The 26585-nt window shown below is 40.4% G+C and carries 30 protein-coding genes and 2 tRNA genes; 23 read left to right on the forward strand and 9 right to left on the reverse strand.

Going from position 1 to position 26585, the window contains the following annotated elements:
* Positions 1–30: 30 nt before the first annotated feature.
* Positions 31–687 (reverse strand): cytochrome b6, encoded by a 657-nt coding sequence (petB, locus tag SOI82_RS04835; protein ID WP_320668232.1) that lies wholly within the window; start codon positions 685–687, stop codon positions 31–33.
* A 67-nt stretch (positions 688–754) separates the two neighbouring features.
* Between petB and ctpZ the strand changes: the two genes are divergently transcribed.
* The 6 genes from ctpZ to SOI82_RS04865 all read left to right on the forward strand — a co-directional run bounded on the left by ctpZ (position 755) and on the right by SOI82_RS04865 (position 5709).
* A complete protein-coding gene (ctpZ, locus tag SOI82_RS04840; RefSeq protein WP_320668233.1) occupies positions 755–2083 on the forward strand; it encodes a carboxyl-terminal processing protease CtpZ in 1329 nt (442 codons plus the stop codon).
* The gene (locus tag SOI82_RS04845) at positions 2083–3324 is read left to right on the forward strand and encodes an HD domain-containing protein (RefSeq protein WP_320668234.1); all 1242 of its coding nucleotides are present in this window, start codon (positions 2083–2085) and stop codon (positions 3322–3324) included. The genes ctpZ and SOI82_RS04845 overlap by 1 nt, the downstream gene beginning before the upstream one ends.
* A 42-nt stretch (positions 3325–3366) precedes the next feature.
* Positions 3367–4041, forward strand: a complete 675-nt coding sequence (gene minC, locus SOI82_RS04850) for a septum site-determining protein MinC (protein WP_320668235.1) — start codon at positions 3367–3369, stop codon at positions 4039–4041.
* 175 nt (positions 4042–4216) lie between these two features.
* Positions 4217–5032 carry a septum site-determining protein MinD gene (gene minD, locus SOI82_RS04855; RefSeq protein ID WP_320668236.1) on the forward strand — a complete coding sequence of 272 codons (816 nt, stop codon included), beginning with the start codon at positions 4217–4219 and terminating at the stop codon, positions 5030–5032.
* A 4-nt stretch (positions 5033–5036) separates the two neighbouring features.
* Positions 5037–5360 carry a cell division topological specificity factor MinE gene (minE, locus tag SOI82_RS04860; RefSeq protein ID WP_320668237.1) on the forward strand — a complete coding sequence of 108 codons (324 nt, stop codon included), beginning with the start codon at positions 5037–5039 and terminating at the stop codon, positions 5358–5360.
* A 277-nt stretch (positions 5361–5637) separates the two neighbouring features.
* A tRNA-Thr gene (locus tag SOI82_RS04865) sits at positions 5638–5709 on the forward strand.
* A 276-nt stretch (positions 5710–5985) separates the two neighbouring features.
* Here SOI82_RS04865 and SOI82_RS04870 read toward each other — a convergent pair.
* The 4 genes from SOI82_RS04870 to psbM form a co-directional block, all read right to left on the reverse strand.
* Positions 5986–6609, reverse strand: a complete 624-nt coding sequence (locus tag SOI82_RS04870) for an L-threonylcarbamoyladenylate synthase (protein WP_320668238.1) — start codon at positions 6607–6609, stop codon at positions 5986–5988.
* A complete protein-coding gene (locus SOI82_RS04875) occupies positions 6606–7478 on the reverse strand; it encodes a HemK/PrmC family methyltransferase (protein WP_320668239.1) in 873 nt (290 codons plus the stop codon). The genes SOI82_RS04870 and SOI82_RS04875 overlap by 4 nt, the downstream gene beginning before the upstream one ends.
* Before the next feature lie 52 nt (positions 7479–7530).
* Complete coding sequence (locus SOI82_RS04880; protein ID WP_320668240.1) at positions 7531–7968, reverse strand: acyl-CoA thioesterase; 438 nt, start codon at positions 7966–7968, stop codon at positions 7531–7533.
* Between the two features lie 185 nt (positions 7969–8153).
* A complete protein-coding gene (gene psbM, locus SOI82_RS04885; protein ID WP_320668241.1) occupies positions 8154–8306 on the reverse strand; it encodes a photosystem II reaction center protein PsbM in 153 nt (50 codons plus the stop codon).
* Positions 8307–8973: 667 nt separating this feature from the next.
* Between psbM and psbB the strand changes: the two genes are divergently transcribed.
* The 15 genes from psbB to SOI82_RS04960 all read left to right on the forward strand — a co-directional run bounded on the left by psbB (position 8974) and on the right by SOI82_RS04960 (position 21656).
* Positions 8974–10533: a photosystem II chlorophyll-binding protein CP47 gene (gene psbB, locus SOI82_RS04890; RefSeq protein WP_320668242.1), complete on the forward strand. Its 1560-nt coding sequence runs from the start codon at positions 8974–8976 to the stop codon at positions 10531–10533.
* A 45-nt stretch (positions 10534–10578) separates the two neighbouring features.
* Positions 10579–10680 carry a photosystem II reaction center protein T gene (locus tag SOI82_RS04895; RefSeq protein WP_320668243.1) on the forward strand — a complete coding sequence of 34 codons (102 nt, stop codon included), beginning with the start codon at positions 10579–10581 and terminating at the stop codon, positions 10678–10680.
* A gap of 201 nt (positions 10681–10881) precedes the next feature.
* Complete coding sequence (gene nrdR / locus SOI82_RS04900; protein ID WP_320668244.1) at positions 10882–11358, forward strand: transcriptional regulator NrdR; 477 nt, start codon at positions 10882–10884, stop codon at positions 11356–11358.
* A 115-nt stretch (positions 11359–11473) separates the two neighbouring features.
* Positions 11474–12580, forward strand: coding sequence for a 30S ribosomal protein S1 (locus SOI82_RS04905; protein WP_320668245.1), 1107 nt, complete (start codon positions 11474–11476; stop codon positions 12578–12580).
* 14 nt (positions 12581–12594) lie between these two features.
* Positions 12595–13383, forward strand: coding sequence for an HAD-IA family hydrolase (locus SOI82_RS04910; protein ID WP_320668246.1), 789 nt, complete (start codon positions 12595–12597; stop codon positions 13381–13383).
* Between the two features lie 24 nt (positions 13384–13407).
* A complete protein-coding gene (gene metK / locus SOI82_RS04915) occupies positions 13408–14631 on the forward strand; it encodes a methionine adenosyltransferase (RefSeq protein WP_320668247.1) in 1224 nt (407 codons plus the stop codon).
* A 48-nt stretch (positions 14632–14679) separates the two neighbouring features.
* Positions 14680–15918, forward strand: coding sequence for an FGGY-family carbohydrate kinase (locus tag SOI82_RS04920; protein WP_320668248.1), 1239 nt, complete (start codon positions 14680–14682; stop codon positions 15916–15918).
* A 208-nt stretch (positions 15919–16126) separates the two neighbouring features.
* The gene (locus tag SOI82_RS04925; RefSeq protein ID WP_320668249.1) at positions 16127–16399 is read left to right on the forward strand and encodes a DUF2470 domain-containing protein; all 273 of its coding nucleotides are present in this window, start codon (positions 16127–16129) and stop codon (positions 16397–16399) included.
* Positions 16400–16567: 168 nt separating this feature from the next.
* Positions 16568–16640 (forward strand) — tRNA-Phe (locus tag SOI82_RS04930).
* A 337-nt stretch (positions 16641–16977) separates the two neighbouring features.
* Positions 16978–17220 carry a hypothetical protein gene (locus SOI82_RS04935; protein WP_320668250.1) on the forward strand — a complete coding sequence of 81 codons (243 nt, stop codon included), beginning with the start codon at positions 16978–16980 and terminating at the stop codon, positions 17218–17220.
* Between the two features lie 579 nt (positions 17221–17799).
* Positions 17800–19200, forward strand: a complete 1401-nt coding sequence (locus tag SOI82_RS04940; protein ID WP_320668251.1) for a BCD family MFS transporter — start codon at positions 17800–17802, stop codon at positions 19198–19200.
* 108 nt (positions 19201–19308) lie between these two features.
* Positions 19309–20262 carry a phycobilisome rod-core linker polypeptide gene (locus tag SOI82_RS04945; RefSeq protein WP_320668252.1) on the forward strand — a complete coding sequence of 318 codons (954 nt, stop codon included), beginning with the start codon at positions 19309–19311 and terminating at the stop codon, positions 20260–20262.
* A gap of 49 nt (positions 20263–20311) precedes the next feature.
* Positions 20312–20500 (forward strand): hypothetical protein, encoded by a 189-nt coding sequence (locus SOI82_RS04950; protein ID WP_320668253.1) that lies wholly within the window; start codon positions 20312–20314, stop codon positions 20498–20500.
* Positions 20490–21023 (forward strand): phycobiliprotein lyase, encoded by a 534-nt coding sequence (locus tag SOI82_RS04955; RefSeq protein ID WP_320668254.1) that lies wholly within the window; start codon positions 20490–20492, stop codon positions 21021–21023. Before SOI82_RS04950 ends, SOI82_RS04955 begins: the two co-directional genes overlap by 11 nt.
* Positions 21024–21044: 21 nt before the next feature.
* Positions 21045–21656, forward strand: coding sequence for a chromophore lyase CpcT/CpeT (locus tag SOI82_RS04960; RefSeq protein ID WP_320668255.1), 612 nt, complete (start codon positions 21045–21047; stop codon positions 21654–21656).
* A gap of 17 nt (positions 21657–21673) precedes the next feature.
* On the opposite strand, the gene SOI82_RS04965 is transcribed toward SOI82_RS04960, so the two are convergent.
* The gene (locus SOI82_RS04965) at positions 21674–23023 is read right to left on the reverse strand and encodes a HEAT repeat domain-containing protein (RefSeq protein ID WP_320668256.1); all 1350 of its coding nucleotides are present in this window, start codon (positions 23021–23023) and stop codon (positions 21674–21676) included.
* 225 nt (positions 23024–23248) lie between these two features.
* Here SOI82_RS04965 and SOI82_RS04970 point away from each other — a divergent pair, with 225 nt between their 5' ends.
* The gene (locus tag SOI82_RS04970; protein WP_320668257.1) at positions 23249–24142 is read left to right on the forward strand and encodes a HEAT repeat domain-containing protein; all 894 of its coding nucleotides are present in this window, start codon (positions 23249–23251) and stop codon (positions 24140–24142) included.
* Positions 24143–24157: 15 nt separating this feature from the next.
* On the opposite strand, the gene SOI82_RS04975 is transcribed toward SOI82_RS04970, so the two are convergent.
* The 3 genes from SOI82_RS04975 to SOI82_RS04985 all read right to left on the reverse strand — a co-directional run bounded on the left by SOI82_RS04975 (position 24158) and on the right by SOI82_RS04985 (position 26011).
* Positions 24158–24793 carry a HEAT repeat domain-containing protein gene (locus tag SOI82_RS04975; protein ID WP_320668258.1) on the reverse strand — a complete coding sequence of 212 codons (636 nt, stop codon included), beginning with the start codon at positions 24791–24793 and terminating at the stop codon, positions 24158–24160.
* Between the two features lie 142 nt (positions 24794–24935).
* Complete coding sequence (locus tag SOI82_RS04980) at positions 24936–25403, reverse strand: bleomycin hydrolase (RefSeq protein WP_320668259.1); 468 nt, start codon at positions 25401–25403, stop codon at positions 24936–24938.
* A gap of 59 nt (positions 25404–25462) precedes the next feature.
* Complete coding sequence (locus tag SOI82_RS04985) at positions 25463–26011, reverse strand: bleomycin hydrolase (protein WP_320668260.1); 549 nt, start codon at positions 26009–26011, stop codon at positions 25463–25465.
* 311 nt (positions 26012–26322) lie between these two features.
* On the opposite strand from SOI82_RS04985, the gene SOI82_RS04990 reads away from it, so the two are divergent.
* Positions 26323–26547 carry a hypothetical protein gene (locus SOI82_RS04990; protein ID WP_320668261.1) on the forward strand — a complete coding sequence of 75 codons (225 nt, stop codon included), beginning with the start codon at positions 26323–26325 and terminating at the stop codon, positions 26545–26547.
* Positions 26548–26585: the final 38 nt, after the last annotated feature.

Below are 26585 nucleotides of genomic sequence, written 5' to 3' on the forward strand. Positions count from 1 at the left end.
ATAAAAAAGGGCACGTATACCCCGCTTTTTTTATAAGGGACCAGAAATACCTTGTTTGCGAATCATAAGAAAGTGCATGAGCATGAAAACTGCAAGCGCCCAGGGCAGAACAAAAGTATGAAGACTATAAAAGCGAGTAAGTGTTGATTGTCCGACACTTTCTCCACCTCGGAGCAATTCAACCATGAAATCTCCAATCACTGGAATTGCAGCCGGCACCCCAGAAACAATTTTGACAGCCCAATAACCAACTTGATCCCATGGGAGTGAGTACCCAGTTACACCAAATGCAACAGTAATCACAGCCATAGTCACACCTGTAATCCAAGTAAGTTCTCTTGGCCTTTTAAAGCCTCCAGTCAGATATACACGGAAGACGTGCAAGATTAGGCATAGCACCATCATTGAGGCACTCCAACGATGCACTGAGCGAATCAACCACCCAAAACTCACATCAGTCATCAAAGCGCTAACTGAGCTATAGGCCTCTGTAACAGTTGGCTTGTAGTAAAAAGTCATCGCGAAGCCAGTCGCGAACTGAATCAAAAAACAAACTAAAGTGATTCCTCCCAAGCAATAAAAGATATTGACGTGAGGTGGGACGTATTTTGAAGTGACGTCATCCGCTATGTCCTGAATTTCAAGACGTTCCTGGAACCAGTCATAGACGGGTGAGGAGTTCGCCATTTATGAGGTGAGCTTGTATCCCAACACTCTACTGAATGCTCCAAGGTCCTTGCCAAGGATCAATCCAATGCAGCCATCTTTTAAATCCTGGTCAAAAGCTCTTTGGCGCCTTTTTACGGCGTTATGCATAGTTACCTGCTGTGCGTTTCTTAATGCACCAATCACATTTGCCCTAAACGATGGTCAGCAAATCGTTTTAGAAAGTTGGACGCTAGTTAATCAGGGCTATTTAGACCCCAAAAAATTCGACAAAATTCAATGGAGACGTCTAAGGGAAAAAGCACTCGAAAGCCCTATTACAACAAGTGAAGAGGCTTATTCTGCTATCGAGAAAATGCTTATTCCTTTAGGAGATCCTTACACAAGGCTATTGAGGCCTAAGGATTACAACGCAATGAAAGAAAGCAATCTTGGAAGCGAAATTAATGGGGTCGGTCTTCAATTAGGAGCCAGAAGCGAAGATGGGCAAATTGTTGTTATTGCTCCTTTAGAAGGGTCTCCAGCAGCTGATGCAGGTGTGGTAAGCGGAACATTATTACTAAAAGTGAACGGAGAATCTCCTCAAAACCTTGGCTTAGAAGCAACTGCAGCAAGACTTCGAGGAGAAATTGGATCGCAAGTAATAGTTGAAGTCAAAGCACCTCAAGGAGAAAGCGAAGAACTAACCCTTGAACGCCGCAGTGTTGATTTGCGCCCAGTTCGCACTCGCCGTCTAAGAGATAAGTCCCACACTATTGGATACCTTCGCATTACCCAATTCAGTGAGAGTGTTCCAAGCCAAGTCAAAGAAGCCCTTCAAGAACTTGCTGAAAAAGAAGTAGAAGGACTGGTTCTTGATTTGCGAAACAATTCAGGTGGACTAGTGAGCTCTGGACTAGCTGTCGCAGATGCTTTTCTTAGCAATAAACCAATAGTTGAAACCAAGAATCGTGAGGGTATTAGTGATGCCATACCTGCAGGGATTGATACTCTTTATGACGGTCCAATGGTGACTATTGTTAATGGGGGTACTGCAAGTGCAAGCGAGATCCTTGCAGGAGCTCTCCAAGATAATGATCGTTCTCAACTAATTGGGAGTAATACTTTTGGGAAGGGCCTAATACAGTCATTAAGCACCCTGAGTGATGGCAGTGGACTTGCAGTAACTGTTGCAAGCTATTTAACTCCCAATGGCATCGATATACAAAATCAAGGACTAAAACCCGACCGTCTTTTAGATATGCCAGAACCAATTAACCCAGGAAGTGATGAAGATCGTTGGATTCAAGATGCAGAACTACTTATGAGCGCCATTCTTGAACGTCAAATAATTGAAAAATCATCTACACATCCAATCAAATCAGATTCAACAGAAACCACCTTAGGCCTTGAAAATCAAATTCCTATGCCTAATTAATGAGCCAAAGGACTTATCACGACCCTCTGCATCACGGAATAAGCCTTGATAGCAATAACCAAGCAGAAGCGATGGTTATTGAACTAATAGATTCAGCTCCATTTCAACGATTGAGACGTATTAGGCAACTTGGGCCAGCATTTCTGACATTTCATGGAGCTGAATCAAGCCGGTTTACTCACTCGATTGGTGTTTTCCATATCGCCAGAAAAGCACTAAATAGATTAATAGGATTAGATTCTGGCCTAAAAGAACACAAAGGGATCCTTTATGGAGCAGCTCTACTTCATGACCTAGGGCACACACCTCTTAGTCATACAGGAGAAGAAATGTTTGGTCTAAAGCATGAAAGCTGGACCGCACGATTAATTAAAGAACATCCGTTAATTAGAGATCCTTTGGAGTCATATGCAAAAGGAACAGCAATCGAAGTCGCAGATCTTATTGAGCAAGATCACTCGCACTATCCAGTCCTAAAAGCACTTGTAAGTAGTCAACTTGATTGTGATCGTTTGGATTATTTATTGCGTGATAGCTATAGCACTGGGACTAGATATGGCCAACTGGATCTGGAGAGAATCCTCTCAGCTCTAACAATTGCTCCTGACGGAAATTTAGCTATTCATCCCAAAGGCCTAATGGCAGTTGAACATTATCTTGTTGTTAGGAATCTTATGTATCGAAGTGTATATAACCACAGAATTAATGAAGTTTGTAGCTGGTTACTAGAACAAATCATTTGTACTGCTCGGTCCTTGGGACCCCAAAAAGTTTGGGCTGATAGTTATATGGCCAAATGGCTTTGGGAGTCAGATAAAATTGAATTGGACACATTTCTAGCAAATGATGATATAAGAACTTGCTACCACTTAACAAGATGGCAAGAAGAAGCTCCTGAAGTACTTGCTCAAGCCTGCAAACGTATATTAAATCGAAACTTATTAAAAGCATTAGATGTCCATCATCTCAATAGCGAGTCTCAGTTAGAGTTACTAGCAAAGGCCAGAAAGATGGTTGAAAAGCAAGGGGAAAACCCTGACTATTTATGTACTTTACGCCACCAGAAACTAGAAAGTTATCAACCCTATAAAAAGGGTCTTCGTTTATGGGATGGCGAAGAGCTTAAAGCCTTAGAAAATGTTTCACCATTAGTTGCAGGATTAGTTAATCCTGCAGGAGCAGCTTGGTTAATTCACCCCAAAGAGATCCATGTAGAACTTAAAAAAGAAATCAATCTCTAGTTCTCAATGCTTACCTTTTACTAAACTCACTAGGCCACCTAAATGAATAAAAGTCAAGCAGAATTTCAAACCATTAATTTCCCATTGAGCCGTAAAGAAGATTGGAGGAAAGTGCTTCCTCTCAAACTAATTGAGCTCCAACCAGGACCAATCATAATTAATTGTCTAGACTGGTTTCTTAGTTGCAGAGATTTTCAACAAATAAATGCTTTATTAGAAAAAGCAGGCCTGAAAATAAAGCTCATTCAATCTAATGTACCTGAAACTATCATCAGTGCTTCATCACTGGGATATCAAACTTATTTAAACCTAAAAGACAGCCAACATAACTTAAGCAATAGAAAAATTGCAGCCCCCGCGTCAGACCCAAAACAATCTCTCCTGTTTCATCAAGGAACACTTAGGTCCGGAGAAAGTTTAGAGGCTGAGGGAGACCTTCTGTTATTTGGAGATATCAATCCAGGTGCAAAAGTTTCTGCAGAAGGAGACGTATTGGTCTTGGGAAGACTGCTTGGTATCGCCCATGCAGGCAAGTCAGGAAATAATCAGGCGAAAATCATGGCCCTTCAACTCAGACCACTTCAACTAAGAATTTCAAATAAAGTTGCCCGAGGCCCAGAAGAAAAGCCTCAAGAAGGCTTAGCTGAAGAAGCTCTTATTGAATCTGGACGAATTGTGATCAAACCAGCAAGAACAAATTCTTTTAAGCGTAACTGATATCAAAACTAACTTTTTCTCAATGAATGAGTGTGAAGCCAATGCAGGATTGGGATTCAGTGAACAAGATTTAACCAAAACAACATTCAGAAAGACTTTCAAATGCAAATCTTGACCCATTTTGCTGTTTCCTAATCTGAATGCCACGTAGGATGCGCCCACTTTTAAGAGGTCCGTGGCGCCAAATACACGCATCATTCTTATCTGCTCTGGCAAAGGAGGCGTCGGGAAGACAACTCTGACGGCAAATTTGGGGATCGCCCTTGCTAAACAAGGTGTTAAAACAGCGGTTTTGGATGCCGACTTTGGTTTAAGGAACCTCGATTTACTCCTGGGTCTGGAAAATCGCATTATCTATACGGCACAAGAAGTTCTTGAAGAAAGTTGTCGCCTAGATCAAGCACTTGTTAAACACAAACAAGAACCAAATCTTGCGCTTTTACCAGCAGGCAACCCTCGTATGCTTGATTGGCTGAAGCCTGATGATATGCAGCGAATAGTTTCCTTATTGAGTGAGCAGTTTGAATATGTGTTGATTGATTGTCCAGCTGGGGTTGAAGACGGTTTCAAAAATGCTGTTTCTGCCTCTAAAGAAGCAATAGTAGTTACTAATCCTGAGGTTTCTGCTGTTAGGGATGCTGACCGAGTTATTGGCCTTCTCAATACTCATGGGGTAAGTCCAGTTCAATTGGTTCTAAATAGAGTTCGTCCAAAAATGATTGCCAGCCAAGAGATGCTTTCAGTGGAAGATGTGACAGACATTCTTGCGTTGCCATTACTTGGGATAGTTCTGGAAGATGAGCAAGTAATTGTTAGTACTAATAGAGGTGAGCCTTTAACTCTCAGCGGAAGCAATTCTCCTGCAGCTCGCTGCTACTCGAACATTGCTCGTCGCTTGCAAGGTGAAGATGTGCCCTTAATCGACCCATCTCAAGAAGGCTCAGGAATTCGTAACAAGTTCAGGCGTTTGATGCAAACCAAGATTTTCTGAATCCATGACACTGCGAGACATCCTCAACAAATTACTAAGACGTCAAGAAGCAAGTGCTAACACAGCACGAGAACGTCTTCAATTAGTTCTTGCCCACGATCGCACTGATCTCAGTCCAGATCTGTTAGATCAAATGAGGCGAGAAATTCTTGAAGTTGTCGCCAAATACGTGGAGATCGACATAGAAGATGGAGCTGTAAGTTTGGAGACTGAAGACAGGATGACTGCCCTTGTCGCTAACTTACCTATAAAACGAGACTCCTCAGGGGCAATTAAAACCAAAGACTTAGCTAATAGCTTAGAGGAAGAGACATCAGAACAGAGCTGACTTATACTTATTCATTGAAACTACTAAGCTGCATTCGCTAATAATAACAATGGATTTGATGAGATTATATATTTAGGAACAATCAAAGCAAAGCAGCAAAAAAATTAAGCTTAATTCTTAATTAAAATTTCAACCTTACCTTATTTATTAGATGCCTTACGAAAACAAAAATAATGCCAAGTAAAGCCAAATAAAATTTAGTTTTAGCAAAGAAATGCTTCTCTTAAAAACTTCTAGGCAGGATTTCAGCTGCCTTCTTAGTTAAACTTTGAAGTATGCCGGCTTAGCTCAGTGGTAGAGCAGCGCTTTTGTAAAGCGAAGGTCATCGGTTCAAATCCGTTAGCCGGCTTCAATAATTAAGCTCCCAGATTGAATTGACCACAAGGCACCATATGTAATAAAGGTATTTTGGCAAGAGGAAGAACAAACTCCAATGAGAGTTTGATAAAAAATTAAAGAGGTCCTTCTCGCTCAGATCTTCCAGAAAAAAGCCAAAGCCCTATAACCAAAATCCAGAAGGCTAAATTCCTAAATTCAACTATTGGAGTAGCAATCAAAATTGCAGGCTTCAAAATCCAGTAGAAGCAAGCCTGAAGGATTAGGACAACACCTATAAGCCAAATCATTAATTTGAACCGACTTCCAGAGTCAAAGAACCACTTCGCAAAACCTGCCAGCGGCCTGAGCTTCGCCACAAGATCACAGTACTGGCTAACCCTGATGCGCTTGGCCAAGGAAGAGGACCTAACAATGGCAACTCAGGGAAATTCTTTGCTGCATCTTTTGCATTCGTAGAAGGAAGCTCTCCTGATAAGTTTGCACTAGTTGTAGCTAATGGACCACTCCTGGACAGGAGGTCAATAGCAAGTTCACAGGCTGGCACTCTCATCCCTAGGTTCGATTCGCCTGGATTAAGAGCCTCAACGATTCCCCCTGAAGCCGGTAAAACCATAGTAAGAGCACCTGGCCAAAATTTCTTTGCCATTAATTGCGCATCCTTCAATGCCTTCTTAGATATATATTCGAATAATTGATTCGAATTCGAACCCATCAAAATAAAAGGTTTATTTGCTGGCCTACGTTTTATCTCCCACAATTGAGATGCAAATAGTGGGCATGATGCTAGTGCTGGCAATGTATCTGTAGGGAATATAACTGCAGCACCTTTCTGCAATTTTGCAGAAAGATCAACTGAATCATATGTGCAAATTTTTTTCACCTCTTCCATCATGCAAGGGTTCAAATTCATTGATGACGACCTAATGCAAAGCGTCTTATACCTTGCAGGTCCGTCTCAAAGTCAACATCTTGGAAACCAGACTGGCTCATAAGCTCCAACACATCATCACTCTGATCATGATGGTGTTCAAGAAATAACCAGCCTTCATTACGAATAGCATTAAAAGCACCACTAACTATTTCTCGAATCGCATCTAAGCCATCAGCTCCTCCAGAGAGAGCAATATATGGCTCATTTCTAATAATTATTGGGTCAAGCCCGTCTATCAGGGAAGCTGGAATATAAGGAGGATTTGCTAGGGCAAAACCAAATGATCCCCACCAAGGTTTTAAAGGCTCCCACCAATTACCACAATGAAGACTTACTTGTGCAATAGGAGATAGTTGCTGCAAATTCCTTTGAGCGAGAGATAAAGCATCCTGACTAAAGTCCACAGCATGTCCAATTGAACGAGGCAAAGATCTTCCCAAGGCAACAGCAATAGCGCCTGAGCCAGTCCCCAAGTCTGCCCAAAGGCCGAGAAAGTCTGAGTCGAATTTGCTTAAAGCCAAATCAACTAAAAGTTCCGTCTCCTGCCTAGGAATTAATGCCGCAGGGCTTATCTCAAGTTCAAAATCCCTCCAAGGACACTTGCCAACTAAATACTGCAAGGGGATCTGATCCTCTAAATGCGAACACCAGAGTTTTTCTAAATACTCCAATGGTTCCTCAAGCTTTAAAGAGCGCTTTGGATCAAGATGAATTTGTTGCAATTGACTCCAACGAACTCCACCCCCAATATCCAAAAGCCAATCTATATCAACCTTCCTACCACCTTTTGATAAAAGTTTTCTTCTCCAAAGCAATAACTCTGCGCCAGAAATATCCAAGAGTGCCATAAAACAACAATAGGGCTTTCACACAAATAAAACCAAAAAGTTTAATGGCTAGTTATTCCCCGAACTGCAGTTTCAGCAAAGGACTTAAGATGTGATCTGGCACATTTCTAATCAGGCGATGCTTCTTATCAATATTTTTAACAAGTACCAAATCAACCTTCGACTCAGCAACCACTTCTCCATTTCTCAAGAAATTAGTCATCCATGGCCAACGTGCCCGATTTCTAGGCAATGACCAACTCTCAAGCCAAACCAATTGCCCATGAAGAAGAGGACTTTTATAATTAATCTCCAGTGAAATTACTGGCATTTCATATCCCTCCTCTGAAAGATTCTTATAAGGCAAACCAACCTGATTTAAAGCCTCCACTCTTGCTTCCTCAAGCCAATTTAGATACGCCCCATGCCACATAACTCCTGCATGATCAGTATGCTGGGGCAATACTCTTTTCTGAATTCTCCAAGGTTTTCTATCTAATTTATCTATCACAATTTAGTACTTAATTTCAATTAAAAGTTAACTGTATCCAAAAGACTTTTGGTCATTACCTCTAATAGGGTTAAATTAGGCTAATGCAAAACATAGTGAAATAGGCCTTACTTAACTTTAGAAGGCCTTTATTGAGCTATGGGTTTGAGAAATAGGGATTGTGCTTGCAAAACCCCTATTGCTTTTTATATTGTTGGGCCGATTTTTCCCTTGCCCTTTGCAGATAAGAAACTCGACTTCTCTCCTTCATTGGTAACAAGAAATGTCCCAAGTAGGAAAAGCACTGGAACAGCTACAAAAAGAAGGGTGGCGGCAGCGCCAAAATTGGTGGTTTCCATTGAGACGAATGGTTACCCACAGAAGTTATCACTAACAGGCCCTATAAAGCTGATTCCTGTCAGGGCTCTTCATGGGCTTTACAAGAGAAACAACACTTCTTGCTCTGAATTAGGTCCTGAAATATCACTCAATCCCCAAGCAGCGACTCAATTAAGAAGCACTAAGCAGATCAAACAGCCTAAAATTTCCCATTTGGTTTTGGGAACCTTTTGTAACTCTCCACTCTGAGACACTTTTAACCATGACAAGAAAAAATACGGAGAATTGATGGAAGAGAAGCAAATTTTTTTATCCAAGAAGCGCTAATCCGGCACCTAATACCAATTAACCCGATCAAGGCTGCGTAGATTTCTTCTGCAAAATCACATGAGGCTTTAACTATCCTGCAATTCCCAAATAAAGGGAACCCAACCAAGCATTTGCGTCCAAAGAGGAAATCCAAAAGACCCCTAAACCAGTTGGCATTGCGATTTGTGACCAAAAATTCTTCGTTCGTTTGAAATTAAAAAACACGTCACCCCAACTGGAATAAAGCCTATTTCTGGAGTTTTCAAGTGTCACTAGACATTTCAGCTGACAACAAGATCTTCCTTAGATAAAGGCAGAAGCCTTACGATCGTCGGGTCTAGCTGCATTGAGCAGCTTTGTTTCACGAAATCTGAGCCCATGGGATTGCCCTGGTATCGGGTGCACAGCGTCGTTCTTAACGACCCAGGCCGACTTCTGGCCGTGCACCTCATGCATACAGCTTTGTTAGCCGGCTGGGCCGGCTCCATGCTCCTATATGAGCTGGCCATCTTTGATCCATCTGACCCAATCCTGAACCCAATGTGGCGCCAGGGTATGTATGTCATGCCTATGACAGCACGTCTAGGTGTAACAAGCAGCTGGAACGGCTGGGATATAACCGGCGGGGTTGGTTCATTTGATTTTGATGCATTGGGTTTCTGGGGCAAAGCTCTTCCTTATGCAACCTTCGAAGGTGTTGCCGTAGCCCATATTTTCTTAAGTGGTCTACTGATTTTGGCTGCCATCTGGCACTGGACCTACTGGGATCTTGAACTCTGGGAAGATTCCCGCACCGGTGACTCAGCATTAGACCTCCCAAGAATCTTCGGGATTCATCTAACTCTTGCAGGAACTATATGTTTCTGGTTTGGTTTAGGCCATTGTTCCCAATTTGTAGGTCTATGGGTATCTGATCCATATGGACTTACAGGTCACGTTGAAAAAATTGATCCAGTTTGGGGTGCCGCAGGATTCAACCCATTCAACCCAGGCGGAATCGTTGCCAACCATATAGGCGCTGGACTTCTTGGAGTAATTGGTGGCCACTGGCACATTTTTAACCGACCTGGAGAAAGGCTTTATAGAGCATTAAAGATCGGTAACTTAGAAGGTGCTCTTTCCAGTGCCTGTGCGGCTACTCACTTTGTATCGATAATAGTTGCCTACACAATGTGGTATGGCACTGCCAGCACTCCTGTTGAGCTATATGGCCCAACCCGTTATCAATGGGATAGCAACTATTTCAAGACTGAAATCAACCGTCGTGTAGAAGCCTCTATGGCTGATGGAGCAAGTAAGGCGGAAGCCTATGCGGCCATCCCCGAGAAACTTGCTTTCTATGACTATGTTGGCAACAGTCCAGCGAAAGGTGGTTTATTCCGACCAGGAGCAATGGTCAATGGAGATGGTGTTCCAACAGGCTGGCAAGGTCATATCGGCTTCAGTGACAAGAATGGCAACGATCTTGAAGTTCGTAGAATTCCAAATTTCTTTGAGAACTTCCCTGTAGTTCTAGAAGATAAAGATGGAGTAGTACGTGCAGACATCCCATTCCGTCGTGCCGAGGCAAAGTATTCCATAGAGCAGACCGGAGTTACTGCAACCATTTATGGTGGAGAGCTCAATGGACAGACCTTCAACGATCCTGTGGTCGTTAAGCGTCTTGCAAGGAAAGCTCAGCTTGGAGAATCCTTTAAGTTTGATAGGGATCGCTACAAGTCAGACGGTGTTTTCCGCAGTGGTCCCCGAACCTGGTTTGCTTGGTCTCACCTTTGTTTTGGCTTGCTTTACCTGTTTGGCCATTGGTGGCATGCTGCAAGGTCTCTCTACGGAGATGTCTTTGCTGGTGTCGATCCAGACATGGGCGATCAAGTGGAATTCGGTCTATTCAAAAAGCTTGGAGACGAATCCACACGTCGTGTTCCTGGTCGTGCCTAAGATCAGGACATACAAAAGCTCTGTTACCTAAATTAGAATCTTTTTATGGAAGCATTCACCTACACCCTTGTAACAGCCTTAGCGCTTGTCACACTCTTTTTCTGCGTCGCCTTCCGCGATCCGCCGAAATACAAAAACGATCGTTAAAAAAAAGCCCCACCTTTGTGGGGCTTTTTTTTGCTTATCAGGCATCTAAAGCTCATCAAATCAAGCCAATTACCACACTAAATTTCCAAGAAAAATATAGTTCTCAAACCTTTCTAAAAACAAATACTTAACTAAAGGACTTCTCAGATTACTAATCAATGTATACAGTAAGGATAATTACCTTTGAATAGATAGGGCAGTATGCAATGCCCCTCATGCCAAAACACAGATAGCAGAGTTCTCGAATCTCGTTCGGCAGATTCAGGGAGAAGTGTTAGAAGGCGTCGAGAATGCCTAAATTGTGATTTCCGCTTCACTACCTACGAAAGGGTAGAGACGGTGCCAATGACTGTTTTGAAACGAAATGGCAACCGAGAAATATTTAATCGCAACAAACTACTTAATGGTCTCACTAGAGCTTGTGAAAAAACTTCTGTTCAAAGTAATAAAGTCGAAGTAATTGTTAATGAGCTAGAGCTACAACTGCAACAACGAAATATTCGAGAAATTGATAGTTCTGAGATTGGGGAAATGGTACTAGATCATTTAAAGGGTATTAGCGAAGTTGCATATGTACGTTTCGCATCGGTTTATAGACAATTCCATGGAATTAATGATTTTGTCGAAACATTAGAGACATTTAATTCCAAAAAAGGACAATTAGCCACAGTTGCATAAGCTTGATAAGCAAAATCTGATGGGCATATCTGTAGAGTAGGCAAATAATTTCGAAAGGCAGGCGGGCCATTCGAAAATCCTACGCACTGTCCTTTGGACAGACCGCCAAAGCACCATGCCTGTTAACCCCACAGAGCCTATTCAGGCATCAGATTCAGAAACAAGTAACGAGCAAGATCCAAATGCTATTGCAATTGCAGAGACTTCTGATGATGCAAGTGCAGAAACCTCTGAAGAAGATCTAATCATCCCAACTGATATTCCCACTGCAGATGACCCAAGTAGCAGGGTCAACAAGAAAGATTTAGAGGGTGCTGGATTCACACTCGATGAGTTTGCTTCCCTTTTAAGCAAATACGACTACAACTTCAAACCAGGAGATATTGTCAACGGCACAGTTTTTGCCCTGGAATCGAAAGGAGCAATGATTGATATAGGTGCTAAAACAGCCGCTTTTATGCCTATGCAAGAAGTCTCAATAAATCGAGTAGAAGGATTAAGCGACGTACTGCAACCATCAGAGATCCGACAATTCTTCATCATGAGTGAGGAGAATGAAGATGGCCAACTATCACTCTCCATCCGCCGCATTGAATATCAACGAGCCTGGGAACGGGTCAGACAGTTACAAAAAGAAGATGCCACCATTTATTCAGAAGTATTTGCGACAAACAGAGGCGGAGCACTTGTACGTGTAGAAGGTCTTAGAGGGTTTATTCCTGGTTCTCATATCAGTACTCGGAAGGCCAAAGAAGAACTTGTCGCAGACTTTTTACCTCTCAAATTCCTAGAAGTTGATGAAGAGCGCAACCGTCTGGTTCTAAGTCATAGGAGAGCGTTAGTTGAAAGAAAAATGAATCGCCTTGAAGTAGGTGAAGTTGTCATAGGAACAGTACGCGGGATTAAACCTTATGGGGCTTTCATCGATATAGGAGGAGTTAGTGGCCTACTGCACATCTCAGAAATTAGCCACGAGCACATTGAGACTCCTCACTCAGTTCTCAATGTCAATGATCAAATGAAGGTAATGATCATCGATCTTGATGCTGAACGAGGTCGAATTTCCTTATCAACAAAAGCTCTAGAGCCCGAGCCTGGTGACATGCTCACAGACCCACAAAAAGTGTTTGACAAAGCGGAAGAGATGGCAGCTCGTTATAAGCAAATGCTTCTTGAGCAAGCAGAAGAAGGAGAAGACCCAATAGCAGTTATGTCAGTTTGAACTGATTTCATTCAATGCCAACGATTTTGCTGAGGGGAGAACCTATCGGCACTATAAAAGGGGTGCTTTTCGATAAAGATGGCACCCTTTCCAACAGCGAAGAACACCTTCTTAAACTGGCAGAGCTAAGGGTCCAGACAGCTTCTCAATTACTCAAAGAAAAAGGTGCAAGCTCCAAAGCAATTAAAAACTTGCAAGAATTACTTCCTAAAGCCTATGGACTTAACGAACAAGGAATAAGTCCAAATGGAACTACTGCAATTGCTTCAAGAGCACACAACTTGCTCTCAACAGCAACTGTACTTTGCCTTATAGGGGAAACCTGGCCAAAAGCATTAGAATTATCAAATAAGGTCTTTAGATTAGTAGACCTTCTCGACGAGAAAATCAGCAACAAGTCAATACCCAGAACACTTTTACCAGGAGTTCGGATTACATTACAAAACCTACGAGAAGCAAATATAACTTGCGCATTAATAAGTAACGACAGTGGCTCAGGAATTCAAAGTTTTTTATCCAAACACAATCTTAAAAGCTTATTTAATAATTTTTGGAGTGCTGACCACTCCCCAGCTAAGCCACATCCAGCTGCAGTAATAGGACTATGCAACAAGCTCAACCTCCATCCATCTGAATGTGCACTTATTGGGGATGCAGATTCAGACCTGCTTATGGCCCGTCAATCAGGTGTAGGCATTACTCTTGGATATACAGGTGGTTGGAGCCAGAAACCACATCTGACGAAGCACGAATACTTAATCAATAAATGGAATGAGCTAACTATTAAACAAAGCAAACACTAAAGTGCACCATGAAAGAGATGTCTTATGAGTACTTACGTCTTTACTTCCGAATCAGTAACAGAAGGGCACCCTGACAAGATTTGCGATCAAGTTAGTGATGCAGTGCTAGATGCTCTCTTGGCAGAGGATCCAGAAAGCAGGGTGGCCTGTGAAACAGTTGTAAATACAGGCTTATGCTTAATTACAGGCGAAATAAGTTCGAAAGCCAAAGTTGATTTCATTCAACTTGTAAGAGATGTAATACGAGAAATTGGCTATGACGGTGCTCGAGCAGGAGGCTTTGATGCCAAAAGCTGTGCGGTTTTAGTTGCTCTTGATCAGCAATCACCGGATATCGCTAAAGGAGTAGATGAAGCTGATGATCATTCAGGTGATCCTCTTGACAAGGTAGGGGCTGGCGATCAGGGGATCATGTTTGGCTATGCCTGTGATGAGACGCCAGAATTAATGCCTTTACCTATAAGCCTGGCGCACCGCCTATCAAGAAAACTTGCTCAAGTGCGTCATCAAGGCTTGCTGAAATACCTACTTCCTGATGGAAAAACCCAAGTTAGTGTTCTCTACAAAGGAGGCCAGCCAGTGGCAATAGATACAATATTAATTTCAACTCAACACACCTCAAATATTGAAGGCATTGAAGTCGAAGAAGCCATAAAAGATCGCATTACAAAAGATCTCTGGGAGCATGTTGTAGAACCTGCAACTGCTGATCTTCATTTGAAACCACAAAGGCACACCACACGATTTCTAGTAAATCCCACTGGGAAATTTGTAGTAGGAGGACCTCAAGGGGATGCAGGCCTAACTGGCAGAAAAATTATCGTTGATACTTATGGAGGCTACGCACGGCATGGAGGGGGAGCGTTTTCAGGAAAAGATCCAACAAAAGTGGATCGATCAGCTGCCTATGCAGCTAGATATGTAGCGAAATGCCTTGTAGCAGCAAAACTTGCTAAAAAAGCAGAAGTCCAACTTAGTTATGCCATAGGGGTAGCAAAACCAGTTTCAATCCTGGTGGAAACTTTTGGAACTGGCATCATTGCTGACAGTGAACTAACAGAGATAGTGAAAAAGCACTTTGATCTTCGCCCCGGAGCCATTATCAAGCAATTTCAATTAAGGACATTGCCACAGAGAAGAAATGGTCGCTTTTATAGAGATACTGCTGCATACGGACACTTTGGTCGAACAGACCTAAATCTTCCCTGGGAAGATGTTGAGCAGAAAGCAAAAGAGCTTCAAAAATAAAATCACAGAGTTATCGCTACAGATAAAAAGGTCTAAATCCCAATGAAAATGCCTTCTCTAGTGATGGGAATAGATCTAGGCACAAGTGGTGTTCGAATAGCTGTAATAAATGAAAGTAGAGTCTTGATCCATAGTGCAGAGATGGCCTACCCAAATGATTTATCTTCATGGGAAGGTTGGAAAGAATGCTGCAAAACACTTATTCATGGAATTCCAAAAAGCATAAGAAATTGCCTCATGGCATGTGCCATAGACGGCACATCAGGGACACTACTGGCCTGTGACAAAAAAGGAAGCCCATTAGGACCGGCTTTGCCCTATTACCTCTGCTGTTCTGAACAAAAACTGCCTCTTGCGAAAATACTTCCCGAAGGTGGCATCGCCTCCAGTGTCAACAGCAGTCTTGCAAGAGCTCTTCGCCTAATAAAACAATATGGTCCCGATCTCCTCTTAAGGCATCAATCAGATTGGATCACAGGCTGGTTACTAGGGAATTGGGACTGGGGCGAAGAGAGTAATAATCTCCGACTTGGGTGGGACCCTCATAGCAAGTCATGGCCTTCAAACTTTAAAAAACTTTCATTGCAAAGGTCTTTACCTCTAATTGTTCCAAGTGGAAGGATTTTCACAACCATTTCTAATAAGCAAGCAAGTAGTCTTAACTTGCCAAAAGATCTGCTAATCATTGCCGGGACAACTGATTCAAATGCAGCAGTTTTAAGTGCAGAGTTAGAAAAAGACGATGGGTTGACAATATTAGGTAGCACAATTGTAGTTAAGCGCTTTGTAGAAAGTCCTATAAAAGGAGCTGGTATAACTAATCATCGTATTTTAAATCGTTGGATCTGCGGAGGTGCTTCCAATACTGGAGCCGCAGTTCTACGTCCACTCTTTAGTGATATTCATCTGAAGGAATTAAGTCGACAAATCAATCCATATTTAGATAGCGGTCTAAACCTCAGACCCATGCCTTTTCAAGGTGAGCGATTCCCAGTTGATGACCCCTCTTTAAAACCAATTATGAAGCCAAGACCCGTAAGTGATTCACTCTATCTGCATGGAATATTTGAAGGACTAGCCCAAAAAGAAAGCCATTGCTGGCAGAAACTTGTTGAGCTTGGCGCTCCAAGGCCCAAAAGAATTATTACGATTGGAGGCGGTGCTAAAAATCCTCAATGGAGAATTATTAGAGAAAGGATCATGGGATTTCCAATAAGGACATGCAGGAATTTCCCAGCACAAGGAGCAGCATTTATTGCTTTAAAAGCAATCTTAAAAAAGCATTGATCTCAACATCATCAAAAGACTAGAATCCCTAAACCAAGACCAGTTTGGAAAACCCAAGAACATTATCTATATTTTCTCCTTTTGCTAGTTACTAATTAGATGAGCTTTAGAGATCAATCAGCCTCACATTATTAGTATTGAAATTTGCCTAAGCCTCAGATTGCGATATAGCGTATATCTTTAGAGTTTAGATCTAAATAAAACTCTAATGAAAGCAACCCCACTAACTCCAGATATCAGCAAACGAATCTGCAACCATATGAATGCTGATCACCAAGAAGCATTAATTCAATATGCAAAGCATTTTGGAGGAGTTGTTAAGCCTAAACAGGTGAAGATGATTGATTTAAACCCAATAGAGATGAAGCTGGAAGTGGATGGGGATACTGTAAATATCGCTTTTGATCACAGACTCATCGACAGCTCAGATGCTCACAGAAGCCTAGTTGCAATGCTTGAAGAAACACCAAATCGCTCCTGACTCACAAAGTCAGATAACTCCTAACACTCCAAAAATTTCAAAACCTATTAAAACTTTGATTTAAATTCTGATCTCTTAAACGAAACCAGCAGCAGCAACTGTCAAAAAAACTTTTCCTCACACTGTGTTCTAAGATTTAGTAGTCCTGAGCAGATGCACAGGCAAAAAGCCGGGATAGCTCAGTTGGTAGAGCAGGCGACTGAAAATCGCCGTGTCCCCAGTTCAAATCTGGGTCCTGGCATACCCCCCCAAATCAGGAATTCACTTTCTTTAAAGACTTTCCTTTTAAAAGCCATTTTGAACTTGATATTCAATTACTGATCAAACGGTCTGATTGACCAGTAATTATTTTATTTAAAAAGCACAAAGTGTATTCTTATAAACAAATGCTATAGCCCTTTTGATTTCTAGAAACTTTTAAAAAATCTTCGACCTTAGGTCGAGTTAGTACACTTGGATGGCAACTTTTTTATCAATCAACCATTTTTTATTACGGGGAGAAGGTCTATTTACTTTTATTTGCTGAAATATGCTTTGATTCTTTTTTTAGCCAACCAAACAATAAGAGGATTTATAACATGGCCTTCACATCTAGCAATCAAGGGAATGATCGATACTACAACAATGCTGATAGTTTTGCTATGGCCTTTGATGATAAATGGAAAAGTTTCTCTTCTCAGCCTAACAAATCTGTAACCAGTAAAGAGGAGAAGATAAAAATTATTCTCTCAGAAATTAAAGATCATCCATTCCTAAATGAGTATCCTAGGGAGGCAAAGAAAATAGCTGAATTTCGCCTCAGACTGTTAAAGCTTGACTAAGCTAAAGATAATCTTTAAAGCAAAGGTATTTGATAGTCATGTTTTTATGATAAACATCACAACTAATCAACTTCATGGATACAAAGTATTGCTATCAATCTAATTCAATTGTTTTTAATATTTAAATCCATAGAAACTTTTTTTTCGTTTCACCTCAAGTTAGGACTTGTCTCAATATTTTCAACAAAAAGCTAGGTTCTGCAAATTCATCTTCAGGGAAAATTAAGTATCAAGAAAATTTTTTGGCGTCTAATTTTTTAGATTCACTCTTTGAAGAAGATTCTCTATAGATTAATACACAACTTAAGGCCCAATTATCTGTCTAATCTTAAAATCCGCGATTTTTGCTTTACCCTCAAGTAGTCTGAATATCAATATTGAACACAATTTGCCAAAACAATGCAAATTGTTAGTAAACCACTATTCAAAAAAGAAGTCTGCATACTCATGGCTATAAAGAAAGAACTATAGAAGTAATAATATTGATACTATCGATGCTTGGCTTAATTTCCATCCCCTTCAGGCTAATAAAACGACATTGGCCCTAGCAAGCTCACTAATGAAAAAAACTCAATCAAAATGAGATTTCTTTTAAATCGCGATAACAAATTACCCCTCCTAACCTTGCTTAGGTTGAGCTTATTTCAGGCCTGTTTAGGTTGCCTGGCGGTGATCTTTGCGGGAATGCTTAATCGAATAATGATTTCAGAACTTGCATTTCCAGCAATCCTGGTTGGCGGAGGGTTGGCATTCGAGCAATTAATGGCTCCATCCAGAGTTCTTTTTGGGAACATCTCAGACAGCTGGCCCATTCGTGGCAGGAAGAGAACTCCTTACATTTGGCTTGGTGCAGCTGGTTTTTGTTCGATGGCTGTTCTCTCTATTCCTCTCATTTTCATTACAGAAGAAGCTTTAAGGCAAGGGAGTTTGATGCCTATTGCTCTTTGCTCAGTAGCTCTCTGCATTCTTTTTTCTCTTTATGGCTTAGCCGTTTCTATGGCTACCACTCCATACCTCGCCCTTGTCATTGATTTGACTAATGAGCAAGAGCGACCAAAAGCAATCGGGATTATTTGGTGCATGCTCACAATCGGAATAATAGTTGGGGCAATTGCAATTGCAATTACCACTAAAGGATTAGATGGGGTAAGTGATGTGGAGTTACTAGAACCAGCACTGCAGAAGTTTATGATACGGGTGAGTGCAATAGTCTTAGCAATCTCAATATTTGCCTGCTGGGGGATAGAGCCAAAAAACAAAAAGATAGGTACAGGTAAGACAAAGCAAACAAAGGAGATAGGACTAAAGGAAGCGTGGTCATTAATCACTTCGAGTCCTCAGATAATAATCTTTTTTACCTTTCTAATTCTTTACACATTAGGACTTTTCCTTCAAGATCCAATACTGGAAAGTTATGGTGCAGAGGTTTTTAACTTACCAATTTCAAAAACGACTCTTCTCAATGCATTTTGGGGAGGAGGGACACTATTTGGCCTACTTCTTGGTGGATTATGGGTCACTCCACGCCTTGGAAAATTATCAACGGCAAGGATTGGGTGTTGGATGATTATTGTCTCTCTAGGACTTCTAATTATTAGTGGGTCTACTCAAACTGTAAACGGACTATATGGAGTACTAGTGATCTTTGGCGTTGCGGCTGGCTTGGCAACTAATAGCGCGCTATCTCTAATGTTAGATCTAACACTTCCAGAAGTTGCAGGGACTTTTGTAGGTGTTTGGGGACTGGCACAAGCACTGTCTAGAGCAATGGGGAAAGTATTCGGAGGAGGTCTTCTAGATATCGGAAGAGCAATAACGGCGCCAGAGAATACATACATGGCATTTGCATTTGTTTTCTTGTTAGAAATAATTGTCATGGTTCTTGCTATATTGGTACTTGAAAAGGTAAGTGTTAAGCGTTTTAGAGAAGAGACTTCTACAAAGATGGAGACTTTTATGATGGCTGAATTAGACGCATAAATAAATTACAAAACATATTAAACTGTATCCTCTTTAATTAAATTTGTTTATTGAGATAGAATTAATTTCAAAATCGTTCAATTTAAATTTCTCTCTAGAGGATTCTGAATGTCTTCTATTCCAGTTGATGCCCTTGCCTTCGGCGGCCAAAGCTTGACAGAGCAACCCATTACCTATGACAAAACTAGAATTTCAGGGAGTACACAAGTTAGTTATATCCTCCATTCCAAAGGAGGTTGCATGCCAGGACAGCAAGAACTGTTTATGACCAATTCAAGAACCAGTCCTGGCATTGGAGACAAGGTTAGCGACAATAAAGTCATGAGAGCATTTAGGCGTGAAAGATATTTAGAGGGTCAAGTTCCAATGCGAACTAAATTCCCAAAAACTGCAAGAGATTCCTTTACTTATGATGAATATGTACCTAATGATGATGAATCACTAAACCTGGCTATTAAGTCTTCTTACCGCCAGGTCTTTGGTAACTTCCACCTGATGGAAAGTGAGCGGCCAATAGAATTAGAAAGGAGGCTTAGGAATGGGGATCTAGTTATTCGAGAGTTCATCAGATTACTTTCAAAGTCAGAATTTTATAAAGCTCATTATTTGGAAAATGTGTCTCAACAAAGGTGCATTGAACTAAACTTTAAACATCTCTTAGGCAGACCACCATTACACCAACAAGAGGTAATTGAAAGTATAGAAGTGATGTCAGAAGAAGGCTTTGATAGCCATGTTGACAAGCTAATAGATTCAATTGAATATCAGGAAGCCTTTGGCCCATTTATTGTTCCATATCAACGTTGCTGGAATTCACCAAGTGGTGCCAGAACATCAAGCTTCATTAATACTTATTATCTAACACAAAGTTTCGCGACTAGCGACAATGCACTTCATAAGCGAAAAACACTTTCAAGCGAAAAAAGTGGAGTAAGTCAATTAGTTCACAGTTTAACAAATAAAAGCCCATATGAAATTATTTTTCCCAAGCATGCTGAATACCTATCAACAAAGAAGAAAGAATCAGACACAGTACTAATCAATGAATCATTCCCAAGTTAGATATCTTGGATTAACCAATCTAAATTATCCATCACAACAGATCAAATTCATGTCAATACTTCACCCACCATCTGATGAAAGACCTGGCGATCAATCTTCAAAAACGCCCTCAGGCAAGGAGATTCCAACTGCAATGTCAATGATGGTTGATTCAATGGTCAGAATGATCCAAAAAGCAAATAAGAATACTTCAAATCTAGATAGTGAAGAAGCCAAGGACAGTTTTGATGACAATTGAGCAGTTTGTTGCTCGAAGCGAAGGAGAATGGAGATCTATGAGGAGTGGGCACTCACTTGCTTTTCAGCAATTCGAGCAAATCCTCAGTACCATCACAGTCAAAATATTAGGAGGCAATGACCCAAGAGTTATAGATCTACTAAGCTCAAGTCCTGAAAATAGAGCAAAGTACACAACACCATTCTTGATTCAATGGGAAGCAGAAAGTGACTGGTCTAAAGAGATTAGTAAAGAGAATAGCTCAGGCTCTAGCATATTGATTCCAATCCCAAAAACAAAATCTAGTGGTTTGCTTATAAGAAGTATTGGTTATACAGAGGCTATTCCATTAATATCAACATACTGCTTCTTAAGTGATGGTACATTCAAGCTAAAGAGTAAATACGAGAAAACGACTACTGAAGAACGTATCTGGCACCTCTCAGAGAATGTCCGCTGTCGGTCATCGGTGGTCTACACAACAAAAACATCAGGGATATTGCAAACTTCCTTTGCCTCAGAAATCAAGCATCTCAAGCCTTAAAGAATCAATAAAAAAGTAAAGATGATAAGAACTAAAAGTCCACTGCTGCAATTCGCCGAAAACCTCTCAGGCAAGTATTCAAATGTTGAGCAAGCTCAAAAAAATCCCAGGGATTTTGCTCATATTAATATTTACTTTTTACCAATAGAGTGGTCAATTTTACAAGGAGCATGGTTCTACTCGGAACAAAGCTATGACTACGCACCTTGGTCACCTTATAGGCAAGGCATACATCAAATTCTAAGTATAGATAATATTTTTATAGTTGAAAACTATTCACTAAATTCGCCTGAAAAGTTTGCTGGTAGTGGCTTTATGCCAGATCTACTAAAAGACATACGAGAAAATTCTTTTCGTAAAAGAGATGGTTGTGCCATGCATTTCACTCAAGTCAGTTCAGATATTTATTTAGGAAAGGTTGAGCCTGGGCAAAGGTGTCTAATTCAGAAAGGAGACAGAATGTCCTATCTAGTTAGCAATATTGAATTAAGAAAAGATAAATGGCTAAGCTTAGATGAAGGGTTTGACCTTAATACAAATAAGAAGATCTGGGGTGCTGAACATGGCTATTTAAAATTCAAAAAAATCCAAAACTTCAAAAATCTCTTTGTTGATCAATGGCTAGAATTATGAAGATTTTAGTGACTTATTCATCCTAAAGATAAATTTTCAGAAGAATACTTACTACTAATCTCTTCGGCTTTTAGCTTGATAAATCGATTACTATCGTTCCTACTTATTAATATTTGATCTTTGATCTTTTGGTCTATTCCTGTCACAGGATATTTTTGAATTGCCATCAGGGCTGCATAACGTGACACCCAAAAAGGCGTAATTGACGCATCCAACCAACTTACAGTGTGTTTTACAGCAATAGATGGGAATAATTTTGCCAAGGTTAATATTGCAGCTGGCTTGAATTTCATAAAGTCAGGCCAATTCTGTCCCAGACAAAACAATGTAATTTCTTTAATTTCTATGAGGGCAAGATGGTTCCATCCTTTAAGGGACCTGAAAAGAATCATTAAAAAGTAAAGAGCACCATAGTCCCTTTTCATTCTACTTATATGTCTGGATAAAATTGGCCACAGGTTATTAGGATCTTTTTGTAAAAGTACTTTTAAAGCAAGGTATGACCTTTTATAGTCAGTATTTAGGAGTTCCAATACAAGAAGCTCTTCATCGTAAAATATTTCACAATTATTGGGAAGGTCGAAATAATTAGGGTCATCCAAAATCAAGGAGTCAATTGTATTCAGTAAATCAATTCCATTAGTGTTTTCAATATTCTTTGGCCAAAGAAGGTTCACAGCTCGAACTCTAAATGAAGGAGCAACTGGGGTTTTTAAAATATATGGCAATAACTGAATATCTCCAAAATCAATGATGTCATTAACAGCACATTGTCTATCATTCTGATTTGGCAAAGATAAGAGTTTAATCAGTTCTTCAACTTGATTAGATGCTCCAGATAATCTTTTAACTGCTGCTATAGAAGCTCCTAGAATTCCAGGCGATACACAAGAGCCTTTTAAGAAAAGTTCTATGCGTGGTAATTGTGAAACTGCACCTAAATTTCCGAGAGCCTGAATTAAGACTCTTCTATTCTGCTTTGAATCATCAAGCAAATCTGCCATTAATTGAATCAAGCCAGAATCATTACAATCAAGTTCTTGCAAGGCCCAAGCAGCATTCTCGACTAGGTATGGATCAGGACTCTTCAAGCATCGACCAATAGCAGGGATTGCACTTACACACTTGTGACGAGCTAAAACCTCAATAGCTTTTCTTCTGGCAATAACAACACAATGCGCTTCAGATTCAGATTCAACTAATTTTAAAAGTACTTTTTGGGTATCAGGGCCTGGATACTTAAACAAATGAAAGGCTGCTTTATAGTAATCACTAGATCGTGTAAGTTCATCAGTGCGCTTAGAGAGAATATTGAAGGCCTCTTCTTTGCTCAATATTGGAAGGTTATCAAAAGGATTTTTTTTCACTCTTTGAAGAAATAGTCAGCTTATCAGAAATATAACTGATCTAAATTAATCATATTATAGCGCATAAATAAAACATATGGAAAATAATTTTTGTACTATTAATATTGGAAGTAAAAAATAAGCAAAAACTCTTTTATAGTTGTTTTAAATTATCAGTATTCTATTTACCTTAGCCAGACTCTTATCTAGGTTTTAGACAACTGATAAAAGCCTGCTCCTATTAAATTGTCAAAAAAAACTCACTTCCAACAATCGTCAGAGGAAATAGTTCTTGGAGAAGATGAAGCTTCGAAGCTAGCTGATGAGCTCAAGTCAGAACTTCAAAGAGGCAGCATCCCAACAGCAGATGAAAAAAGAATACAACTAATAATTGCAGGCCTTGGCGATCGTAGAGGGCTGCTAAGACGAACATTTGCTGAAAGTCTTGGGGCTATAGGTAAATCAACTGTTCCAGCACTGCGTAAAGCTCTAATTCAACATTCCAACGTCACCGTGCGACGAGCAGCGGCAAAAGCTCTCAAATTAGTAGGAGACCCAAGTGCTCTCCCAGACCTTCTACTAGCACTAATAAATGATAAAGACCCTGTTGTACAAGGCTCATCTGTTGCCGCAATGGCAATATTTGGTGAAAGTGCTGTCGAATATTTACTGGCAGTGCTGGTTAACTCAAATAGCACCACAACTCAATGCGGTCTAGCTTCCTGGGGGCTCTCATTTATTGGAGCAGAAGCGCCGAAAGCCCTTCGAAAAGCTGCACAATCTAAAAATGCAGTTGTAAAAGCTGCGGCGATCTCAGCACTTGGAGAACAAATTCAATTATTAGGAGATAAATCGGCAAAAAATTTAGTCGTAAATGCTTTAGAAGATCCTGCAATTGAAGTGAGAGCAGCTGCTACAACTTTGATGGGAAAGCTTGATGATCCACTCTGGGCAAGACCTTTACTAATAAAAAGGCTTGCAGACCCAAATCCTGGTGTTAGAAAAAATGCGGCATTGTCCTTGATGAAGCTAAAGGCAAGTGATGCAATCAATGAACTAAAGAAGATTTATCGAACTGAAAAAGATGCTGAAGTCTCTCCAGTCCTAAAGTTAGTAATCAATAATTTAAGCAAAGGCTAGACTAATAAATATCAATTAGTTATTCTTAGGGTATAGATATTTAATATAAGAGTCTAATGAATAAATAGCGCTTTCTTGGACAAGCTTATCTATTGATGAATTCGCCGACAAAGCCTTCAAGCAATCTACTGAAGAAGGATCGTCTATCTCTCCAATTGCAGTAACCGAAGCTTTAGCGAGTAAAACATTTTCTTGTTTAGCAATCTCAATAAGTTTAGGCAAACCTTGCTTGCCTAACTGCCTTAGAAGTGAAACAACTGACAAATTAATTTGAGGGTTATCATCTTTTATTGAAAGGTCTATCACCTTTATCAAAGGTTCAGGGATTGATTTATATGTTTCAATCGCAGCTATTTTGACAAAAACTTTTAAGCAACTTGTCCGAACTGAAATATCCTCACTAGAAAAGAAAATCCGAACAACAGGCAACAAAGCAATATCACCAAAGCCCCCCAAGGCCTTAACTGACTTCCTCCTAAGCTCTACGTCTTTTGTATTTAAATTGCCAATTAGCCTTTCAATTGAAGCCTTTGGCCAATAAGTAGCCATATCAACATAAGCTCTCTTATTAATATTGGGGTTAGGGTGAGCCAAGTCTTCAAATAAATCATCTAAAGAAGGCTTGTTCCTCTTTGAAGAGTAAGTGCTCACGTAACAAGAAATTAAATAGGAAATTAGAATACGCCTTTTGACTAAATATATTTGTGTAATTTAAATATTGATTATATCCATTGAAAATCTATTAGTTATTGATGCCAATAGGAAATAATATCGGAACATCAACTTAATCTTCTTAGGCTAATGCATTTATCAAGTAATCTAGTAACCCTTTAAATTCAGTAGCTGCTTGTTGACTCATGTCTCTTGGAACACAAACTCTATCTCGAATATGTGTAAAAGCCTCTATGTAAGCAGCTGTCGGCAAAACTTGTATTCTGATGACCTCTCGCATACCAGCTATCCCCCATTCATCTAAAGGGCCTGTACCGCCAGTAACTAAGCAGTAATTAATCAAGCGCAGATAATGATGAATATCTCGAGCACATTTATCTTTATTTGCCTGCTCGTAAGAACCCCTTCCATAAACAGCATCTATGGCATCTGCTGTGACTTTATCAATCCCAGCAGCTAACTTTTCAGCAGCTTCCATTCGAGCGGCTGCACGATCCAAAGAGCCCTTTACGGCCTCAATGTCACTCATGCTAGGGAAGCGTCCAGCTGCATCAGCTACGGAGAGCACTGTTGTGACTGCAGATTTCATTTTCCACTTCCTCTAAAGGAAGAATAATTGGCAAGAATCAACATGATCGAATTAATCAACTAACTAAGAGAATTGATCACTCGATCAAAGTAGGAAGCCGCTTCAGAAGCAATTTCCTTACATTGAGCACCTGAACCTGAGTTAAGTCCCTCAAACATTTTACGTCCCGTATTTGTTTCAGTCATGATTGCGACTGTGGCAACCTTCATGATTTCTACAGAACGTATTGCATTTGAGAGTGGCACACCCAAAGCAAGGTAAGTCTCCTTTAACCCATTGAGACAGCGATCATCAAGTACAGAAGCATCACCTGCAAGAAGTGCATAGCTGACATACCTGAGAATGATTTCTCCATCTCTTAGACAAGCTGCCATTCGCCTAGTTGGATAGCAGTTACCTCCTGGCTGAGTCATGCCAGTGTTTTCACAAACCATCCCTGAAACTGCATCTGCTGCTATGCAAGAAACATTTTGCGTAATAGCAAGAGTCGCATCAATACGCTTATTCGCGTCAGCAACATACTTGCGGAGAGCAGCCAAATCCTCTGTCCCAATTGGGGCGCCTTTGGCATCAGCGCTAACAACAGCACGGGAGAATGCGTCTAGCATTGGGAGGTCGGAACAACCGAGTCAGATATGTGAGTAAGTGCTTTGGATCCATAAGGAAAAGCACCATCTACCAACCTACTTCTTAGCTTTCCGTAGAAAGTTATTAATAGATTAGTCCGCAACGGTTCTTAACCGAAGATTATCGTGAAAGCCTTGTTCTGAATAGAGGGCAGAACTATCACAAACCAGTGAAATAGAGTTTCACAAGGGCTCTTAATTATCAATTCAATTTATTTGCTTTAAAAAAAAGCAAACTTCTATAAGGAAAGCTAGATTAATAAGTTAAGTCAATCTTGAAAATAACTAGATCAATGACAGAACCGAGCATTCATGAGCTTAATGAATCAATTAAATTACTTTCCAACTATCATGATAGGCTCCAGGAAGAAGTAATAAGTATTACAAAGAAGCTGCAAATGCCACAAGCCAAGATAACTACAACTCTAAATAAAAATTCAGAGTTAAGCAATATAAAACAAGTAATAATTAATCTTGTAGAACAGCGTGACAAGAAACTAAATCAAACCCAAGAATAATCAATCAAAGCAATACCCATCAATTTATAACAAACAAA

It is taken from the genome of Prochlorococcus sp. MIT 1307 (assembly GCF_034092395.1).
Classification (GTDB): Bacteria; Cyanobacteriota; Cyanobacteriia; order PCC-6307; family Cyanobiaceae; genus AG-363-K07.

Excerpts from the sequence above, each read along its gene's own strand:
- minC (WP_320668235.1), top strand. The coding sequence starts at position 3,367 with ATGAATAAAAGTCAAGCAGAATTTCAAACCATTAATTTCCCATTGAGC.
- SOI82_RS04945 (WP_320668252.1), top strand. The coding sequence starts at position 19,309 with ATGTCTTCTATTCCAGTTGATGCCCTTGCCTTCGGCGGCCAAAGCTTG.
- SOI82_RS04960 (WP_320668255.1), top strand. The coding sequence starts at position 21,045 with ATGATAAGAACTAAAAGTCCACTGCTGCAATTCGCCGAAAACCTCTCA.
- SOI82_RS04905 (WP_320668245.1), top strand. The coding sequence starts at position 11,474 with ATGCCTGTTAACCCCACAGAGCCTATTCAGGCATCAGATTCAGAAACA.
- SOI82_RS04935 (WP_320668250.1), top strand. The coding sequence starts at position 16,978 with ATGGCCTTCACATCTAGCAATCAAGGGAATGATCGATACTACAACAAT.
- ctpZ (WP_320668233.1), top strand. The coding sequence starts at position 755 with ATGCAGCCATCTTTTAAATCCTGGTCAAAAGCTCTTTGGCGCCTTTTT.
- psbB (WP_320668242.1), top strand. The coding sequence starts at position 8,974 with ATGGGATTGCCCTGGTATCGGGTGCACAGCGTCGTTCTTAACGACCCA.
- metK (WP_320668247.1), top strand. The coding sequence starts at position 13,408 with ATGAGTACTTACGTCTTTACTTCCGAATCAGTAACAGAAGGGCACCCT.
- SOI82_RS04920 (WP_320668248.1), top strand. The coding sequence starts at position 14,680 with ATGCCTTCTCTAGTGATGGGAATAGATCTAGGCACAAGTGGTGTTCGA.
- SOI82_RS04875 (WP_320668239.1), bottom strand. The coding sequence starts at position 7,478 with ATGGCACTCTTGGATATTTCTGGCGCAGAGTTATTGCTTTGGAGAAGA.
- nrdR (WP_320668244.1), top strand. The coding sequence starts at position 10,882 with ATGCAATGCCCCTCATGCCAAAACACAGATAGCAGAGTTCTCGAATCT.
- SOI82_RS04985 (WP_320668260.1), bottom strand. The coding sequence starts at position 26,011 with ATGCTAGACGCATTCTCCCGTGCTGTTGTTAGCGCTGATGCCAAAGGC.
- SOI82_RS04955 (WP_320668254.1), top strand. The coding sequence starts at position 20,490 with ATGACAATTGAGCAGTTTGTTGCTCGAAGCGAAGGAGAATGGAGATCT.
- SOI82_RS04845 (WP_320668234.1), top strand. The coding sequence starts at position 2,083 with ATGAGCCAAAGGACTTATCACGACCCTCTGCATCACGGAATAAGCCTT.
- SOI82_RS04990 (WP_320668261.1), top strand. The coding sequence starts at position 26,323 with ATGACAGAACCGAGCATTCATGAGCTTAATGAATCAATTAAATTACTT.
- psbM (WP_320668241.1), bottom strand. The coding sequence starts at position 8,306 with ATGGAAACCACCAATTTTGGCGCTGCCGCCACCCTTCTTTTTGTAGCT.
- SOI82_RS04980 (WP_320668259.1), bottom strand. The coding sequence starts at position 25,403 with ATGAAATCTGCAGTCACAACAGTGCTCTCCGTAGCTGATGCAGCTGGA.
- minE (WP_320668237.1), top strand. The coding sequence starts at position 5,037 with ATGACACTGCGAGACATCCTCAACAAATTACTAAGACGTCAAGAAGCA.
- petB (WP_320668232.1), bottom strand. The coding sequence starts at position 687 with ATGGCGAACTCCTCACCCGTCTATGACTGGTTCCAGGAACGTCTTGAA.
- SOI82_RS04895 (WP_320668243.1), top strand. The coding sequence starts at position 10,579 with ATGGAAGCATTCACCTACACCCTTGTAACAGCCTTAGCGCTTGTCACA.
- SOI82_RS04870 (WP_320668238.1), bottom strand. The coding sequence starts at position 6,609 with ATGAATTTGAACCCTTGCATGATGGAAGAGGTGAAAAAAATTTGCACA.
- SOI82_RS04950 (WP_320668253.1), top strand. The coding sequence starts at position 20,312 with ATGTCAATACTTCACCCACCATCTGATGAAAGACCTGGCGATCAATCT.
- SOI82_RS04925 (WP_320668249.1), top strand. The coding sequence starts at position 16,127 with ATGAAAGCAACCCCACTAACTCCAGATATCAGCAAACGAATCTGCAAC.
- SOI82_RS04910 (WP_320668246.1), top strand. The coding sequence starts at position 12,595 with ATGCCAACGATTTTGCTGAGGGGAGAACCTATCGGCACTATAAAAGGG.
- SOI82_RS04940 (WP_320668251.1), top strand. The coding sequence starts at position 17,800 with ATGAGATTTCTTTTAAATCGCGATAACAAATTACCCCTCCTAACCTTG.